At 71.5% G+C, this 15,675-nt stretch carries 16 protein-coding genes and 1 tRNA gene; 2 read left to right on the top strand and 15 right to left on the bottom strand.

From position 1 onward, the window contains the following. The first annotated feature begins 61 nt into the window (after positions 1 to 61). A complete protein-coding gene (locus FBZ33_RS03065) occupies positions 62 to 1,324 on the top strand; it encodes an acetyl-CoA C-acetyltransferase (protein WP_088946252.1) in 1,263 nt (420 codons plus the stop codon). Positions 1,325 to 1,326: 2 nt separating this feature from the next. Here FBZ33_RS03065 and FBZ33_RS03060 read toward each other — a convergent pair whose 3' ends face one another. The 4 genes from FBZ33_RS03060 to FBZ33_RS03045 all read right to left on the bottom strand — a co-directional run bounded on the left by FBZ33_RS03060 (position 1,327) and on the right by FBZ33_RS03045 (position 3,705). Beyond that, positions 1,327 to 1,647 (bottom strand): hypothetical protein, encoded by a 321-nt coding sequence (locus FBZ33_RS03060; RefSeq protein WP_099850602.1) that lies wholly within the window; start codon positions 1,645 to 1,647, stop codon positions 1,327 to 1,329. A gap of 46 nt (positions 1,648 to 1,693) precedes the next feature. Beyond that, positions 1,694 to 2,452, bottom strand: coding sequence for a Bax inhibitor-1/YccA family protein (locus FBZ33_RS03055; protein ID WP_141907922.1), 759 nt, complete (start codon positions 2,450 to 2,452; stop codon positions 1,694 to 1,696). Between the two features lie 248 nt (positions 2,453 to 2,700). Next, entirely contained in the window at positions 2,701 to 3,516 is an 816-nt protein-coding gene (locus FBZ33_RS03050) for a Bax inhibitor-1/YccA family protein (RefSeq protein WP_141907921.1), read from the bottom strand. Positions 3,517 to 3,624: 108 nt separating this feature from the next. Continuing rightward, positions 3,625 to 3,705: transfer RNA gene (locus FBZ33_RS03045), tRNA-Leu, on the bottom strand. Positions 3,706 to 3,806: 101 nt separating this feature from the next. Here FBZ33_RS03045 and FBZ33_RS03040 point away from each other — a divergent pair. Continuing rightward, positions 3,807 to 5,666: a hypothetical protein gene (locus FBZ33_RS03040; RefSeq protein ID WP_185755191.1), complete on the top strand. Its 1,860-nt coding sequence runs from the start codon at positions 3,807 to 3,809 to the stop codon at positions 5,664 to 5,666. Positions 5,667 to 5,856: 190 nt separating this feature from the next. Here FBZ33_RS03040 and FBZ33_RS03035 read toward each other — a convergent pair whose 3' ends face one another. From FBZ33_RS03035 to FBZ33_RS02985, 11 genes are all read right to left on the bottom strand, one after another. Next, the gene (locus tag FBZ33_RS03035; protein WP_088946248.1) at positions 5,857 to 7,188 is read right to left on the bottom strand and encodes an NAD(P)/FAD-dependent oxidoreductase; all 1,332 of its coding nucleotides are present in this window, start codon (positions 7,186 to 7,188) and stop codon (positions 5,857 to 5,859) included. Between the two features lie 102 nt (positions 7,189 to 7,290). Next, a complete protein-coding gene (locus FBZ33_RS03030; RefSeq protein WP_370453070.1) occupies positions 7,291 to 7,851 on the bottom strand; it encodes a hypothetical protein in 561 nt (186 codons plus the stop codon). Between the two features lie 46 nt (positions 7,852 to 7,897). After that, complete coding sequence (locus FBZ33_RS03025; RefSeq protein WP_141907919.1) at positions 7,898 to 9,340, bottom strand: DUF58 domain-containing protein; 1,443 nt, start codon at positions 9,338 to 9,340, stop codon at positions 7,898 to 7,900. Beyond that, positions 9,340 to 10,347, bottom strand: a complete 1,008-nt coding sequence (locus FBZ33_RS03020; RefSeq protein WP_099850592.1) for a MoxR family ATPase — start codon at positions 10,345 to 10,347, stop codon at positions 9,340 to 9,342. Before FBZ33_RS03020 ends, FBZ33_RS03025 begins: the two co-directional genes overlap by 1 nt. Then, the gene (locus FBZ33_RS03015; protein WP_141907918.1) at positions 10,347 to 10,931 is read right to left on the bottom strand and encodes a hypothetical protein; all 585 of its coding nucleotides are present in this window, start codon (positions 10,929 to 10,931) and stop codon (positions 10,347 to 10,349) included. The genes FBZ33_RS03020 and FBZ33_RS03015 overlap by 1 nt, the downstream gene beginning before the upstream one ends. A gap of 57 nt (positions 10,932 to 10,988) precedes the next feature. Beyond that, positions 10,989 to 11,774, bottom strand: a complete 786-nt coding sequence (locus tag FBZ33_RS03010) for a DUF4129 domain-containing protein (protein WP_141907917.1) — start codon at positions 11,772 to 11,774, stop codon at positions 10,989 to 10,991. 19 nt (positions 11,775 to 11,793) lie between these two features. Continuing rightward, positions 11,794 to 12,534, bottom strand: coding sequence for a uracil-DNA glycosylase (locus FBZ33_RS03005; RefSeq protein WP_370452954.1), 741 nt, complete (start codon positions 12,532 to 12,534; stop codon positions 11,794 to 11,796). After that, the gene (locus FBZ33_RS03000) at positions 12,527 to 13,213 is read right to left on the bottom strand and encodes a dienelactone hydrolase family protein (protein WP_099850582.1); all 687 of its coding nucleotides are present in this window, start codon (positions 13,211 to 13,213) and stop codon (positions 12,527 to 12,529) included. The genes FBZ33_RS03005 and FBZ33_RS03000 overlap by 8 nt, the downstream gene beginning before the upstream one ends. Before the next feature lie 199 nt (positions 13,214 to 13,412). Continuing rightward, positions 13,413 to 14,081 (bottom strand): hypothetical protein, encoded by a 669-nt coding sequence (locus tag FBZ33_RS02995; RefSeq protein WP_255508700.1) that lies wholly within the window; start codon positions 14,079 to 14,081, stop codon positions 13,413 to 13,415. Positions 14,082 to 14,211: 130 nt separating this feature from the next. Then, entirely contained in the window at positions 14,212 to 15,231 is a 1,020-nt protein-coding gene (locus tag FBZ33_RS02990) for a hypothetical protein (RefSeq protein WP_141907915.1), read from the bottom strand. Further along, a complete protein-coding gene (locus tag FBZ33_RS02985) occupies positions 15,228 to 15,560 on the bottom strand; it encodes a PadR family transcriptional regulator (protein WP_074316865.1) in 333 nt (110 codons plus the stop codon). Before FBZ33_RS02985 ends, FBZ33_RS02990 begins: the two co-directional genes overlap by 4 nt. Between the last annotated feature and the right edge of the window lie 115 nt (positions 15,561 to 15,675).

Below are 15,675 nucleotides of genomic sequence, written 5' to 3'. Positions count from 1 at the left end.
GTGACATTTCCCGCCGCGCCGGCTTCTTCCGCGCATGTTACCGGCGGGTTAACGTTGGTCCATGCCGATTGAGTCGTCCCGCGACGCCGTCATCGTCGCCACCGCCCGCTCCCCCATCGGCCGGGCGCACAAGGGGTCCCTGCGCGACGTTCGTTCCGACGACCTCGCCGCGACCATCGTCCAGGCCGCCCTGGACAAGATCCCCCAGCTCGACCCGACCACGATCGACGACCTCTACCTCGGGTGTGGCCTGCCCGGTGGCGAGCAGGGCTTCAACATGGCCCGGGTGGTGTCCACACTGCTCGGTCTGGACACTGTGCCCGGCGCCACGCTGACCCGCTACTGCGCCTCGTCGTTGCAGACCACCCGGATGGCGATGCACGCGATCCGGGCCGGCGAGGGCGACGTGTTCGTCTCCGCCGGCGTGGAGATGGTCTCCAGCTACGCCCGGGGCAGCTCCGACGGGCTGCCTCCCGAGGCGCAGGCCCTCGTCGGCGGCGGCTGGGAAAACCCGCGCTTCGGCGCGGCGGCCGAGCGCTCGAAGCGCCGCGCACAGGGCGGCGCCGAGGTGTGGACCGATCCGCGTGAGGCCGGTGAGCTGCCCGACATCTACCTGACCATGGGGCAGACCGCGGAAAACCTGGCCCAGGTGCACGACGTGAGCCGCGCCGACATGGACGAGTTCGGCGTACGCAGCCAGAACCTCGCCGAGAAGGCCATCGCCGACGGCTTCTGGGCCCGGGAGATCACCCCGGTCACCACGCCGAACGGCACCGTGGTGAGCACCGACGACGGTCCCCGTGCCGGCGTCACGCTCGACGCGGTCTCCGGTCTCAAGCCGGTGTTCCGCCCGGACGGCCGGATCACCGCGGGCAACTGCTGCCCGCTCAACGACGGCGCGGCCGCCGTGGTGGTGATGAGCGCCCAGCGGGCCGAGGAGCTCGGGCTCACCCCGCTGGCCCGGATCGTCTCCACCGGTGTGACCGCCCTGTCGCCGGAGATCATGGGCCTCGGCCCCGTCGAGGCGTCCCGGCAGGCTCTGAAGCGGGCCGGCATGACCATCGACGACGTCGACCTCGTGGAGATCAACGAAGCGTTCGCCGCGCAGGTCATCCCCTCCTACCGCCAGTTGGGCATCCCGGAGGAGAAGCTGAACGTGATGGGCGGCGCGATCGCGGTCGGTCACCCGTTCGGCATGACCGGCGCCCGGATCACCGGCACCCTGCTCAACGCCCTGGAGTGGCACGACAAGACCATTGGTCTGGAGACGATGTGCGTCGGCGGCGGCCAGGGCATGGCCATGGTGCTCGAACGGTTGAACTGACCTCAGAGCGCGCTGCGGGTCGCCGCCACCTCGGCGGCGGCCCGGGCCAACGCCTCGGCCCCCGGGTCGGCGGCCAGCAGGTCCGCTGTCACCACCCGTAGCTGATCGGGCAGGGCAAGGTCGTTGTCGAGCCGGGGCACGACCCGACGCGGCTCTCCCTCGGCGTCGGCGGCCAGGTTGGCGATCTCCTGCACCAGACGGTGCACCAGGTCGGCGCGGGACACGTTGCCGGCGGTCGCGATGGCCGACCAGCGCGGCTGCTGCCAGTGCACGATCTGACGGACCAGCAACTGCATGGCCTTGTCCAACTCCGCTGCGCTCATCGCCGCCGAGTCTACGGCCGACACCGACCGCGCCTGTTCGGGCCGGTCAGCGGCGCAGGTAACTGAGCAGCCGCAGCAGCTGCCAGTAGAGGAAGACCAACCCGGTGAGTAGGCCGAACGCGCTCAGCCACGCGTACCGGCGGGGTCGACCGTCGAGCACCGAACGCTCGACGAGATCGAAGTCGAGGATGAAGCTGAACGCCCCGGCGATGATGGCCACCACCGAGAAGGCGTACGGCAGCCAGCCGACCTCCCCGCTGACGCTGTAGACCTCCAGCCCCGGTCGCCCGGAGATCAGGTACGACACCAGGTTGACGACGCTGAGCACGGCGATGCCGAGCAACGTGCCGATCACCAGGCGAGCCAGCCGGGGCGTCGCCCGGATCACCCGGGCCCGGTAGAGCGCCGCCATGCCGAGGAAGACGCCGAAGGTGCCGGCCACCGCCTGCACCACGATGCCCGGATAGACCTGCTCGAACGCGCGGCTCGCCACCCCCAGCAGCAGGCCCTGGAGCAGGGCGTAGCCGACGATCGGCACCGGGTTGGTGATCCCCCGCAGCGAGATGACCAGGACCAACGCGATCGAGGCGAGGGCGCTGCCGGCCAGTGCGGCACCCAACCAGGCCACGTCGGGGATCACCACCCAGGACACCGCCGCGGTCGCGCCGGTGACGACCAGCAGTCCGACGGTACGGACCACCACGTCGTCGACAGTCATCGGCTCGACGTCGCGGGAGCCGAGCACCCGGGCCTCCACCCGGCCGGTCTCGTCCAGCCGGTTGAGCACCGGGTTGTTGCTGCGCACCGCCGCCTCCTTCGCCCGCGTACCCCCAGGGCGTGTGTCAAAGCCCCTGGCCGGCCTGCGACGGGCCCAGACGACGACCGGCCGCGTTGGGACTCCGCCTCGGCTCGACCGAGGCTTTGACACACGCCCTTGCAGTCACTCTGCCCCGGGCGGCCCGGTGCTGGCGGCGAAACGGCGGGCCCGGTGCGAACGACGGCGCCCGCCCCCGCAAGAGCGGGAGCGGGCGCCGGTCGGCAGAGCGGACGAGGTCAGTCGTCGCCCTGGAAGTAGCTCAGCAGGCGCAGGATCTCGATGTAGAGCCAGACCAGGCTGACCAGGATGCCGAACGCGGCCACCCAGGAGTAGCGCTGCGGCAGGCCCATCCGGACGCCGTCCTCGATCTCCTTGAAGCTGAGCACGAAGCTCAACGAGGCGACCACGATGCAGACCAGGCTGAAACCGATCGCCAGCGGGCTGCCGTCACGCAGGCCCGTGTTGACGTCGAACATGGCCAGCACGAAGTTGATCAGCATGACGGCGAAGAGGCCGACCATCACCGCGATCATGCCCTTGACGAAGGCCGGGGTGGCCCGGATGACCTTCGCCTTGTAGAGCATCGCCATCAGGAAGAAGATGCCGAAGCTGGCCACGGCGGCCTGGAGCACGATGCCGTCGTAGCGCGTCTCGAAGGCCTTGCTCACCATGCCGACGAAAACGCCCTCGACGAGCGCGTACGCGATGACGAGTGCCGGGTTGGCCATCCGGGAGAACGAGATGATCAGGCCAAGGACCAGGCCGACCACCGCAGCGCCGATCCAGGCGGTGCTGACCAGCGAGTCGGGCACGAGCACCCAGGCGGCCGCGGCGGTGATGCCGAGGATGCCGAGCAGAGCGACCGTCTTGACGACCACGTCGTCGACGGTCATGGGCGCCACGGTGGGCGGCGCAGCCGGGTAACCGGCCTGGGACGGGTACTGCTGGGGAATGCCGGGCTGTCCGTACGGCCCGGCCGGGGCGTACCCGGCGGAGCGCTCCCGCTCGGCCGCTTGGCCGAGCCGGGCGAGCACCGGGTTCGAGGTCTTCACTGTCTGGCCTCCCTCAGGGGGTCGTTTGCACGTGAACGTGCCCTCCAAGAGTAAACGGCGCAGCCAAGTCCTGGTGATCACGAATGAGAATGCGTGGGAGCCGACCGGTGCCCGGGGCGGGGGTCGAACCCGCACGCCTTTCGGCAGCCGCTTTTAAGGCGGCCGTGTCTGCCTTTCCACCACCCGGGCGGGTGGCACCGGCGCGCCGACACGCACGATGCAATGTCACCGTAGCGGGTCTGCGGCGACCCGACGTACCCCGTGGGGCCGGTCACATTAGGGTCGATGCCGTGAGCAGCGCAGCCCCCACGGCCCCCGACGCCGCCCCTGAGCAGGCCTTCCGCCTCGCCGATCAGGTCAACCGCCGGCCCCGGGCCGTTCGGCTCCTGGCCGCCGTCCGTCGGCACCGGCTGGATCTGCTGGCCGCTCTGGTCTGCGCGGTGCTGGCCGGCTGGGTCACCCACGGGTTGTGGCCCGACCCGGCTGGCCGCACGCTGGCCCTCAATCCGGAGGACCAGGCCCTCTACGAGTGGTTCCTGGCCGTCGACGCCCGCGCGCTGCTCGGTGACTTCGGCCTGCTCACCGACCGTCTCAACGCCCCCGACGGCGTCAACCTGATGGCCAACACCACTGTGATCGCGCTGGGCATCGTCTTCGCGCCGGTCACCCTGCTGCTGGGCGCGCCGGTCACCTTCGCGTTGCTCGCCGCCGCCAACCTCGCTGGTACGGCCTTCGCCTGGTACCTGCTGTTCCACCGGACGCTGCGCGCCCGCCGGCTCGCCGCCGCGCTCGGCGGAGGGCTCTGCGGGTTCGGCCCGGGCATGATCTCGCAGACCAACAGCCACCTGCACATGACCGCCCAGTGGCTGGTGCCGGTGATCGTCTGGCTGGTGGCCCGACTGCTGCGGGCATCCGACCCGGGGCCCACGACTCTCGACCGGACCGGTCGCGACCGGTCGCCCGGGCCGGATCGCCGGCGGATGCTCACCTCGGCGGCGGGACTGGCCGCCGCGGTCACCGCGCAGGTCTTCATCGGCGAGGAGGTGCTCTTCCTCGCCGCCGTCACGCTGCTGGTGATGGCGATCAGCTACGCCGTGGCGGACCGGGACCTGGCCCGGCGGGCGCTGCCCGGCTTCGCCGGCGGGCTGGCGGTCGCCGCCGGGCTCGCCCTACTGGTGCTCGGCTACCCGCTGTGGTTCCAGTTCGCCGGCCCGCAGGGGGTCGCCGACGGGATGTTCACGCCGGCCTACTTCTCCGCCGACCTGAGCAGCTGGTGGACGATCTCTCCCCTGTCGGTTGCCGGCAGCGACCAGTCCGCCCGGCTGACCACCGGCCCGGCCGAGTACAACACCTTCCTCGGCTGGCCCCTGCTGCTGGTCGCCGCGATCTGCGCGATCTGGGCCGGGCGACACCGACTGGTCCTCGCCTGCGTGGCGGCGGGCCTCGTGATGGGTGCGCTCTCGCTCGGCCCGGAGGTGGTGCTCGGCGGCACCAGGACAGCGCTGCCCGGCCCGTACGCCCTGATCGGCGGGCTGCCGGTGGTGGACGGCGCGTTGCCGATGCGGTTCGCGCTGGCGCTGCTGCCGATCATCGCGACGCTGGTGGTGCTGGCCGTCGACCGGGCTCTGCGCAGCACCGGACGGGCGCGACGGTTCGTGCCCCTGGCCGTTGGCGCGGCACTGCTGCCGATCTTCCCGACCCCGCTGCCGACCGCCGAACGACCCGCCGTGCCGGAATTCGTCAGCGGCGGCCACTGGCGGCAGTGCGTACGCCCCGGCGGGGTGCTCGTCCCGGTGCCGTTGCCCACGCCGAAAGAGCCCTGGCCGATGCGCTGGGCGACCGCTGCCGACGCCGCCTTCGGTCTGCCGGAAGGGTTCTTCATCGGCCCGTACGGGCGGGGTGGCACCGCGGCGATGGGCACCTTCAAGCAGCCCACCTCCGCGCTGCTGGCGGACGTCGCCCGGCGCGGTGACCAACCAGCCATCGGCGACGAGCAGCGCCGCCAGGCCGCACGGGACGCCCAGTTCTGGGGTGCCTCCTGCATCGCATTGGCCGACGACGCCCCGCACGCCGAGAGTCTGCGCGCGACCCTGGAACAGCTCTACGGACCCGCCACCCGGATCGCCGACGCCTGGATCTGGCGAGTCTGACGCCACCCGCCCCACCCCCACCCGCACCCCGCCCCGCCCCGCCCGGGTCGATCATGCAGTTGGGGGGGTGACAAAGCGCCCGCTGTGGAACCAAACCGGCACCACAACTCCATGATCGGCTGGGTGCTTTCGGCACCGCAGCACGAAAGGGCCCCTCCCGACTGGGAGGGGCCCTTTCGCAGACCTGAGATCAGACGCGCGGCGCGCCGACCGGCTGCGACGCCTCGACGAACTCCTCGCGCGGGTCGTGCAGCTGCCCGAGGGCCACCACCTCACGCTTGAGGAAGAACGCCAACGACCAGTCCACGACAACCCGGACCTTGCGGTTGAACGACGGGATCCGGCTCATGTGGTACGTCCGGTGCATGACCCACGCCGGCCAGCCGGTCATCTTGATCCCGTACACCTGGGCGACGCCCTTGTGCAGGCCGAGGCTCGCGACGCTGCCGACGTGCTTGTGCTTGTAGTTGACCGGCTCGCGGCCCCGGATCACGGCCGTGATGTTGTCGGCCATCCTGGCGGCCTGGCGCACCGCGTGCTGGGCGCTCGGCGAGCAGAAGTTGCCCGGCTCCTTGGTGAGGTCCGGCACAGCGGCGCAGTCGCCGGCGCTCCACGCGCCCTCGACCACCTGGTCGCCGTCGACCACCTGGAGAGTGGGCAGGCAGGTGATCCGCCGACGGTCGTCGCGCGGGAAGTCGGTCGAGTCCAGCATCGGCGACGGCTTCACGCCGGCCGTCCACACGATCGTGTCGGACCGGAAGCTGTCACCGTCGGAGAGCTTGACCACCCCGTCGACGCAGGACTCGAGCCGGGTGTCCAGCCGGATGTCCATGTTCCGCTTCATCAACTGCTGGACGGTGTACGCGCCCATGTCCCGGTCGACCTCGGGCAGCACCCGCTGGGTGGCCTCGACCAGCACCCAGCGAACCTCGTCCTGCTTGAGCTCCGGGTAGTAACGCAGGGCGTCGCGAGCCATGTCCTCCATCTCGGCGAGCGCCTCGATGCCGGCGTACCCACCGCCCACGAAGGTGAAGGTCAGCGCCGCACGACGGACGTCCGGATCCGGCGTGGCCGCAGCCACGTCGAGCCGGTCCAGTACGTGGTTGCGCAGGTAGATCGCCTCGCCGATGGTCTTGAATCCGATGCCCTGCTCGTGCAGGCCGGGGATCGGCAGAGTGCGGGAGACCGAACCCGGCGCCACGATCACGTGGTCGTAGGTGATCTCCCGGGCCGGGCCGCTGATCGGCTGCACGGTGGCCACCTTGCGGCCGTGCTCGATCCGCGTGACAGTGCCGGCCACCATCTTGCAGCGACGCAACTCCCGCCGCAGGGGCACCACGGAGTGCCGCGGGGAGATGTTGCCCGCCGCCGCCTCGGGCAGGAACGGCTGATAGGTCATGTGTGGCTGGGGATCCACCACCATGACCTCAGCCTCACGGGAGCTGAGCTTCTTCGACAGGCGCAGCGCCGCGTACAGACCGACGTGCCCGGCACCCACCACAAGGATCCGCTTCGGATTCACGTTGTCTATCTTTCCCCGGCCGGCTCAGGTAATCCCGCTCGCGGCCCCCATCTGTGACGGAGCACAACCCATGTGACATGCGTAACCCTCAGGTCGCAGCAGTCACCGCCGTCGCAGGAGCCAGCCCAGCAACGCTGCCGTACCCACCGCCAGCAGCAGGCCAAGCACCGTGACCCACTGGTATCCGGCCTCCCCACCGGTGTCCCCGGCCTGCAACAACAGCACCCCCAGCACGGCGGTGCCCAGCAGGACGGCCGCCGTCCGCAACAACCAACGGGTGATCATCTCCGGGTCCACCACCGCGTCGTAGGGCAACAGCGCGGCCAGCGCGCAGAGGGTGTGCGCCAGATAGAGCAGGGCCGCGAGGGCAAGAAGACGCCAGAGGGCGACCGGGCGGCCGTACCCATCGGTGGCGACCAACCAGCCACCAATCGTGACCAGCGCCGTGAACGTCGCCCAGACCCGGCGCGGGCCGAAAGCCGGCAACAGTGCGGCGACAGTCAGGAACAGGATCGGTCGACCGGGCAGCACCTCAGCGGGGAAGGCGAGGACGAACCCGGCAAGCACAGTGACGAAGATCGCGGCCCGAACCAGCAGTGGAGCGGCGCTGATCCGGCTGACCGCATTCTGAAAGGACCGGACCCGCCCGGCGACAACGTCGATCATCTGCGCCTCCGCTCGTTCGCGACCGCGGGGCTCGCGAGCTCGCTCACCGGCCACCCACCCTTGGGGCCGTCGCCAGCCGGGCCACGTCCCGCAGCACCTGGTCCAGGCTGCCGGCGCCGGCCCAGCGCACCACGGGGACGCCGTGCTCCCGGAGCTGCCCGATCATGATCTCCCGGTCCAGACGCCACAGCCGGTACGCCACCTCGGCCCAGCCCCGGTCCTTCGGTGACGACAGGTCGGTAGGCAACGTGTCGACAGCCACCACGAACCGGCCGGCCCGAGTCAGCCGGGCGAGCATCTGCGCCGACCGTTCGTCCAGCAGCGGGGTGAGCACCACCACCAACGCGTCCGAGGAGAGCAGTTGCGGGCCGAACACCTGGTCGTACGGCTCATGGGAGGACGACGTCACGCGTACGTCGAGCAGCCACTCCAGGACGGTCAGGTACTGCCGTCGCCCGGCCGCCGGTCGCAGCCGACGGGCTGACGGGCCGTACTCCAGCAGGGAGACCCGGTCGCCGCGGTGCAGGTAGTGCTCGGCGATCGCAGCGGTGGCCCGGACGGTGGTGTCCAGCACCGAGGCGGCGCCGTTCACCCCACCGGAACGGCCGGCCTCGGCGAGCACGTCGAGCAGCACCACCACCTCCGCGTCACGGTCGGAGAGGGTGGCCGCCACGTGCAACTGCCGGGCCCGTAACGACACCCGCCAGTCGATACGGCGCAGCCGGTCCCCGGGACCGAATCTGCGTACGCCCGCCAGCTCGCCACCCTCACCGGGCCGCCGTGAGTGGTGCGCCCCGACCAGGCCGGCGGCGCGGGGCATCGCCTCCACCGCCTCGAACGGTTCGGTACGCGGGTACACCCGCACGCGGACCGGCTCGATGATCACCGCGCGGGAGACCAGCAGCCCGCCCGCCGTCGCGACCCGGGCACCGGCCGGACCGACCGGATGCCGGCCCCACCGCAGGGCACGGCCGACCAGTTCCAGGTCCACCGCCGACCCGGTGGGCACCGACGTCACGAACGGCCGATCGGCGGCCGAACGACTCGCGCCGCTGGCCGGACCCTGGCTGCCGGTCGGCGTCGTCGCCGCGGGTGGCACGTCGGCGGCGACCCCGTCCCGGGCGAAACCGGCCCGAAAGATCCGCAGCCACGGCGACACGCGGGTACGCAGCACGACCAGGTCGTAGTCGACAGTGTCCGGGTTGCCGACGCTCACCGCCGCCGTCACGTCGCCGCCCTCGACCAGCGGCCCGTCGTCCCCCTGACTGATCCACACCTGCGGCAGCGCCGTGGGGCGTCGGCGCAGCGCGTACGCGGTCCCCAGCGCGAACGGGGCAGCCAGCACGATCAGGTCGACCCGCCCCAGCAGCACCCCCGCCACCAGCAGCAGGCCGGCGACCAGGACCGCCCGGCCGAGCGCCGGGGTGGGTGCCCAGCCGGCAGCCGGTTCCGGCTCGGTGGATGTCGGCACGGTCGGTCCGGTCATCAGTTCCGGGGCCCACCGGCGGCGTAGCTGGGCAGGGCGCCGCTGGCCGGGGCGGGGGTCGCTTCCAGCACCTCGCCGACCACGAACGCCGGGTCGACCCGGCGCAACCACATCTCCGGGCGCAGGGTGATCCGGTGGGCCAGGGCAGGTGCCGCGACATCCTTGACGTCCTCCGGCACCACGTAGTCGCGTCCGCCGAACACCGCACGCACCCGGGCCAGCAGCAGCAGCGCCAACGATCCGCGAGGCGAAGCGCCGACCAGCACCGACGGGTGCTCCCGGGTCGCCGCGGTGAGGGACACGATGTAGTGGCCGATGGAGTCCTCCACCACCACGTCCTCCAGGGCGGCCTGCATGGCCCGCAGCGTTGCCGCGTCGACGACCGCCTTGATCTCCGCCTCCTCGCGGCGACGGCTCATCCGACGGCGCAGCACCTCCCACTCCTCTTCGTGCTGCGGGTAACCGAAGGAGACCCGCAGCAGGAACCGGTCGAGCTGGGCCTCGGGCAGCGGGTACGTGCCCTCGTACTCGATCGGGTTGGCAGTGGCCAGCACGTGGAACGGTTCGTCCAGCTTGTAGGTCACACCCTCCACCGAGACCTGCTTCTCCTGCATCGCCTCCAGCAGCGCGGACTGCGTCTTCGGCGGCGTCCGGTTGATCTCGTCGGCGAGGAGCAGGTTGGTGAAGACCGGGCCGGCCCGGAAGGTGAAGTCCCCGTTGCGCTGGTCGTACAGGAACGAGCCGGTGACGTCGGCGGGCAGCAGGTCGGGGGTGAACTGCAACCGGCGGAAGTCCAACCCGAGCGCCTGGGCGAACGAGCGCGCGGTCAGCGTCTTGCCCAGCCCCGGCAGGTCTTCCAGGAGCACGTGCCCGCCCGCGAGGATGCCGGCGAGGACCAGCTCCAACGCGTCCCGCTTACCGACCACGACGGTGCCGACCGCGTCCAGGACCGCCCGAGCCAGATGGCCGACCTCGGCGGGGGCAATGGTCCGGTCCACGTCGTTCATCAGATCTTCTCCAGTTCGGCGACGATCACCGCGAGGTCGCGCGGCGACAGGGTGCGGCGAGGCGGGGTCTCCAGGAACGTCCAGAGCCGGTCGCCCAGCAGGGCGCGGGCGCGGGCCGGATCCGACTCGCGGGTGACGCCGTGCTTCAGGCGCATCCGCTCGTCGGCCAGTTCACCGATGCGGGGCAGGACCACCCCGCTGAAACGTTCGGGTCGGGTGTTGGACCAGTCCAACGGCCATTCCCAGCGATTGATCGCGCTGCGCAGCGCGTCCCGGGCACCCCAGTTGTAACTGCCGTCCTCCTCACCCGACACCTTCCGGGAACCGGCTGGCGGCGGGGGTGGCGGCGCGAGCAGGGCGGTGACCCGGCGGACGGCCAGCACGGCCAGCACCCCGGCGATCAGCACGGGCAGCGAGACCTGGAGGCCGACAGCGCGCAGGCCGACGAGCAGCACCGCGACCACCGCGGCGGCCCACGCGAGCGATCGCAGCACCGGGCGGATCCGGGAACGGCGCGCCTGGGGGCCCGCCGGCGCCGCCTCCTCCTCGAACGCGAGCAGGTCGTCGATGCTGGTGCTACTCATGCGCTGCACCTCTGGTTCGCGACTGCGGGGCTCGCAGACCCGACTCACTCCTCGCGCTCACGGGGTCACCACCGCGGTGAGTTCGCCGCGCAGTCGGCGCAGCGCGGCGCGCGCCTGGTCGCGGGTGCGTTCGTCGATCGGGCGGGTCGCGTACCGGGCCTCCCGGTAGACGTGTGCGAACTCGTTCAGCACATCGGTGCTGACGATCGCCGGCACGCCGGCCGCCGGGTCACCGTGCAGCAGCCGGCTGACCAGGTCGGTGGGGGTGTCCCCGGCGAGCCGTGGCACACCGGCCGCAGCGGCGGTCTCCTCCAGGCGTACCCAGCAGGCGATCACCGCCACCCGGGGGTCGGTGTCCCGGTCGTCGAGTTCCACCAGGCCGGCGTCGAGGGCCGCGACCACCTCCCGGGCGGTGCCCTCGGCGCTACGCCGGGCCCGCTGCGTGGGCAGATTCCGGGTGGTGCGGCGCAACGCACCCCGGATCAGGATCCAGGTCAGGTAACCGAGGGCGGCGAAGATGGCGAGCCCGAGCAGGACCATCGCCACGGTGGCGATCCACTGCGGTATGTGCGCCTGGGTGGCCTCACCGGCGTCGCGCGGCTCGACCGGAATCGACGGCGGCGGCTCGGCGGTCGGGTACTCGGGCACCCAGGGGACGTTCTCCGCGGCTGGCGGGATCCGACTGGCCCCGATTGACGAGTTGGCGGACGCCAGCGCCGCACCGACGAGCAACGCGGCGACCGCACCGACCGGCCACCACCGGCGAAGCAACCCGAGGGCCGGGCGCAACACCCCCTGCTCGGCGGCAGGGGACGGCGTGGGCGGGCGTGTTCCGTCTGTCATCGCCACCGCCCCACGCGTCTCAGTCCACCCCGGCCAGCTGTTTAGCCTGGCCGAAGACATCGTCCAGCATCTCTGGTGTCAGCCGCCCGGTGAAGGTGTTCTGCTGGCTGACGTGGTAGCAGCCCAACAGGTCCGGCGCGTCCGTGCCGGACCAGTGTGCCCCATGACCGAACGCCGGTCGCGGGCTGGGCGGGCGCAGCCCGTACACCTGACGGAGCACCGGCCACCACGCGGCCCAGGCGAACGCGCCGAGCGCGACCACGACGCGCAGCGTGGGCCGGATGAGCGTGACCTCCCGATGCAGCCAGGGTGCGCACGTGTCCCGCTCCTGCGGCGTCGGCTTGTTGTCCGGCGGCGCACATCGGACGGCCGAGAAGATCCGGATGTCCTGCAGGGCGAGCCCGTCGTCGGCGGCGACGCTGGTCGGCTGGTTGGCCAGCCCGGCCCGGTGCAGCGCGGCGAACAGCACGTCGCCGGACCGGTCACCTGTGAAGATCCGGCCGGTGCGGTTGCCGCCGTGCGCGGCGGGCGCCAGCCCGAGGATGGCGATCCGCGCGTCGGCGGTGCCGAAACCCGGCACCGGCCGGCCCCAGTATTCCTGGTCGCGGAAGGCGGCCCGGCGGGTGCGGGCCACCTCCTCCCGCCACCGGACCAGCCGGGGGCAGGCAAAACAGTCGCTGACACCCGCGTCGAGGTCCGCCAGGTCGGGCGCCCGCGCTGCGCGGGCGACCACCTCCTCGGGGGTACGCGACTCAGCCAAGCTTGGCCCGGAAGAGTTCCAGGGTGCGAGCCCAGGCGCTGGACGCGGCGCGCTGGTCGAACGCCTCCGGCCGGTCGTCGTTGAAGAAGGCGTGCGAGGTGCCCGGGTAGTCGTAGAGGTGGCAGTCACCGCCGGCCTCCTCGATGGCCCGACGGGCGGTCTGTACGCCCTCGGCGGCCGAGGTGCCGTCCTCTTCGGAGCAGTGGATGACCGCGGCCTTGCCGGCATAGTCGGCCCAGTCGGGGCGCATCGACTCCCACGGCAGCACGGGATAGAAGCCGGCGGTCGCGACGATCCGCTCGGAGATGGTGGCTGACCAGAGGGCGAGGCTGCCACCGGCGCAGAAGCCCACGGCACCGACCTTACCGGTCACCTCCGGACGCCCCGCGAGATAGTCGGCCGCACCGGCGATGTCCTTCGCCGCCTCGTCCATCCGCATCGCCATCAGCAACCGCTGCGCCTCGTCCGGCTCGCTGGTCGTCTCACCGTGGTAGAAGTCGGGCGCGAGGGCGACGAAACCAGCCTCGGCGAACCGGTCCGCCACCGATCGGATGTGCGGGACGAGGCCCCACCACTCCTGGATGACGATGACGGCAGGGCTGGCCATGCCGCTGGCGGGTATCGCGAGATACCCCTCGCTCATGCCCCCGTTGCTGCGGTAGCTCACCATTTCGCCCATGGGCCGTCCTCCTAGCGGTCAGTCATCGTTGGCTGGTCGCCCAGTGGTCCTACGTGCCGGTAGCCTGCCACGCCACGCGGCCGTCCGGAAGACGCCGGAACAGTGGCATTCACCTCCTGTTCGCCGGCCGGTGACTGCGGGTACGCCGACGGCGGCGGGGTCTGCTCCCGCCGCCGTCGATGCTGGCCTGGCGCGCCGGTCAGGCCTTCTTGGTCAAACAGAGCACGTAGCCCGACTTGCCCGGCTCGACGCTGGAGAAGATGTAGCCCTCTTCGTCATTCTGGAAGAACGAGTCGCAGGCGGTGCCGGCCTTGGCCTGCGCCTCGCTCTGGTCGTTCACCCGACCAACCACGGTGTACGCCGCGTCGGTCGAGGTGCACTCGACGACCTTGGCGCCGTCGACCTTCTCCTGCCCGGTCCCCGTGACCTCCGGCAGCTCGGCGATGCAGTCGCCGGCCTTGGCGTCGGCGGTCTCGTCCTTGTTGAAGAAGCCGCCGATCGCCGAGACGAGGCCGAACTTCAGGCCAGCGACGACGACGATCGCGAGGATCGCGCCGACGATGCCCAGAGCCTTCTTCGTACCGGACTTCTTCGCCTCCGGCTCGGCCGTCGCCGTGGCGGTCGCGGGCGGCACGGCCGCATCCGACGTGGCCGCCTGCGGGTCGGCGGCACCCGACGTGGCCGCCTGCGGGTCCGCCGCCTCCGGCATGGCGGCCTGCGGGTCGGCCGCACCCGGCTTGGCCGCCAGCGGCTCGGCCGCATCTGACGTCGCCGACTGCGGCTGGGCCGGCGTCGGCTGCGGCGTCTCGACGGCCGGCTGGGGTGCTGCGGCGTCGGGCGCGGAGGGCGGTGCGACCTGGTCTGACACGGGGGGTCCTTCCGAGGGGTTGATGAGCAGACGACACCGTAACGATCATTGATTTACGGTGCCGTCCCGCTCGCCTCGTCCGTTCAGTTATTTCCCAGCTTCAGCAGCATGATCCAGTTCACACCGCGACTCAGCTCGTCGGGGTCGGAGTCGGTGCGTCGCTCGGCGTCACGGTGCTGTCGGCCGTGGGCTGGCCGGTGGGCGTCCCGGTCGGACCGGGTGTGGTGCTCGGCTCCGGCGTGCCGCTCGGGTCTGGCGTGGTCGCGGGCGGCGTGGGAGCGAGGGGCGCACCCGGGGCCCGGGGCCCGAACGGCGCCTGCTCCGGGCAGTACGGATACGGCCGCAGCAGCGGGTTGCCGTACTCGTCGATGCGGCCACCGCAGTCCGGGTAGCCCAGCCGGATCGGATTGCCGTTCTGGTCGAAGAGCCGGGCGTTCTCCACCAGCCGGCCCTCGCTGTCGTAGACGAAGACGTCCCGGATCTGGCCGTACTGGCTGTCGACCGAGGTCTGGTCGTAGTAGTAGTCACGGCCGAGCCGGTCCTCGGTGTTGACCAGCGCGGCCAACGCGAAGACCGCCAGCACCGCGCTGCCGACCTGCACCGCCGAGCGGGGCCAACGCGTCAGCCGGGCGGAGCGGCGGCCAATCCAGATGGAGGCGAGCACGAAGCCGACCAGCATGATCAGGCCGGCGAGCAACTCCCCACCGAACCGGGGCAGCAGGTTGTAATAGTTGCCGCCGTTGGAGATGACCGTGACCAGCATCGCCGCCAGGTAGCCGCGCAGCACCCACCAGCCCGGGCGCAACAACCGGAGGAAGTCGCTCGCCGTCTCGTACCCCAGGGGTGGGCCCAGTCGGGTGTCGACAGCGCGTAGGCGGCTGCGGACCCCGACCAGCGCGGCGGCGACCCGCTGGTCGAGATTCCGCCCACCGCCCCCGGCGGCGGCGCCGGCCGCGGCGCGCAGCTCGGCTGCGTACGTCTCGGGCTCGCCCAGCCGCTCGACGAGAGTGCCCTCGGCCTCGGCCGCGACCTCGGTGAGGTGGTCGGCGAGATCCTCGGTCAGCTCGTCGCGTTGGGTGGGTGGCAGGTCGGCCAGAGCGGCCCGGACCCGCGCCACGTAGTCGGTGATCTCCTGCTCCGTGACGGTCATGCCGCCATCCCCCGATCGTCGAGCAGACTGTCCATGGTGGTGGCGAACGAGCGCCAGAGCTTGCCGGAGCGGGTCAACTGGTCACGCCCCGCGGCGTTGAGTGAGTAGTACTTGCGGTGCGGCCCGGATTCGCTCGGCACGACGTACGTGGTGAGCAGGCCGGCGGCGAAGAGGCGGCGCAGCGTCCCGTAGACCGAGGCGTCGCCGACCTCCTCCAGGCCGGCCTCGCGCAACCGGCGCAGGATGTCGTAACCGTAGCCGTCCTCCTCTCGGAGCACGGCCAGGACGGCCAGGTCGAGCACGCCCTTCAGCAACTGTGTGGTGTCCACGCATTGCAGACTAGTGCGCAATGCACAGTAGCGTCAACGTTTCCGCCCCGACACGCAGGTGAGGGGGCGCGGTCCTACCGAGACCTTGATCGACTCGACTTCCTGGAAATCGGGG

Origin of the sequence: Micromonospora sp. A202 (assembly GCF_006715105.1) — a bacterium.
Classification (GTDB): domain Bacteria; phylum Actinomycetota; class Actinomycetes; order Mycobacteriales; family Micromonosporaceae; genus Micromonospora; species Micromonospora zamorensis.
The sequence above is the reverse complement of the archived record's forward strand: the minus strand, read 5'-3'. Positions and strand labels throughout refer to the sequence as shown.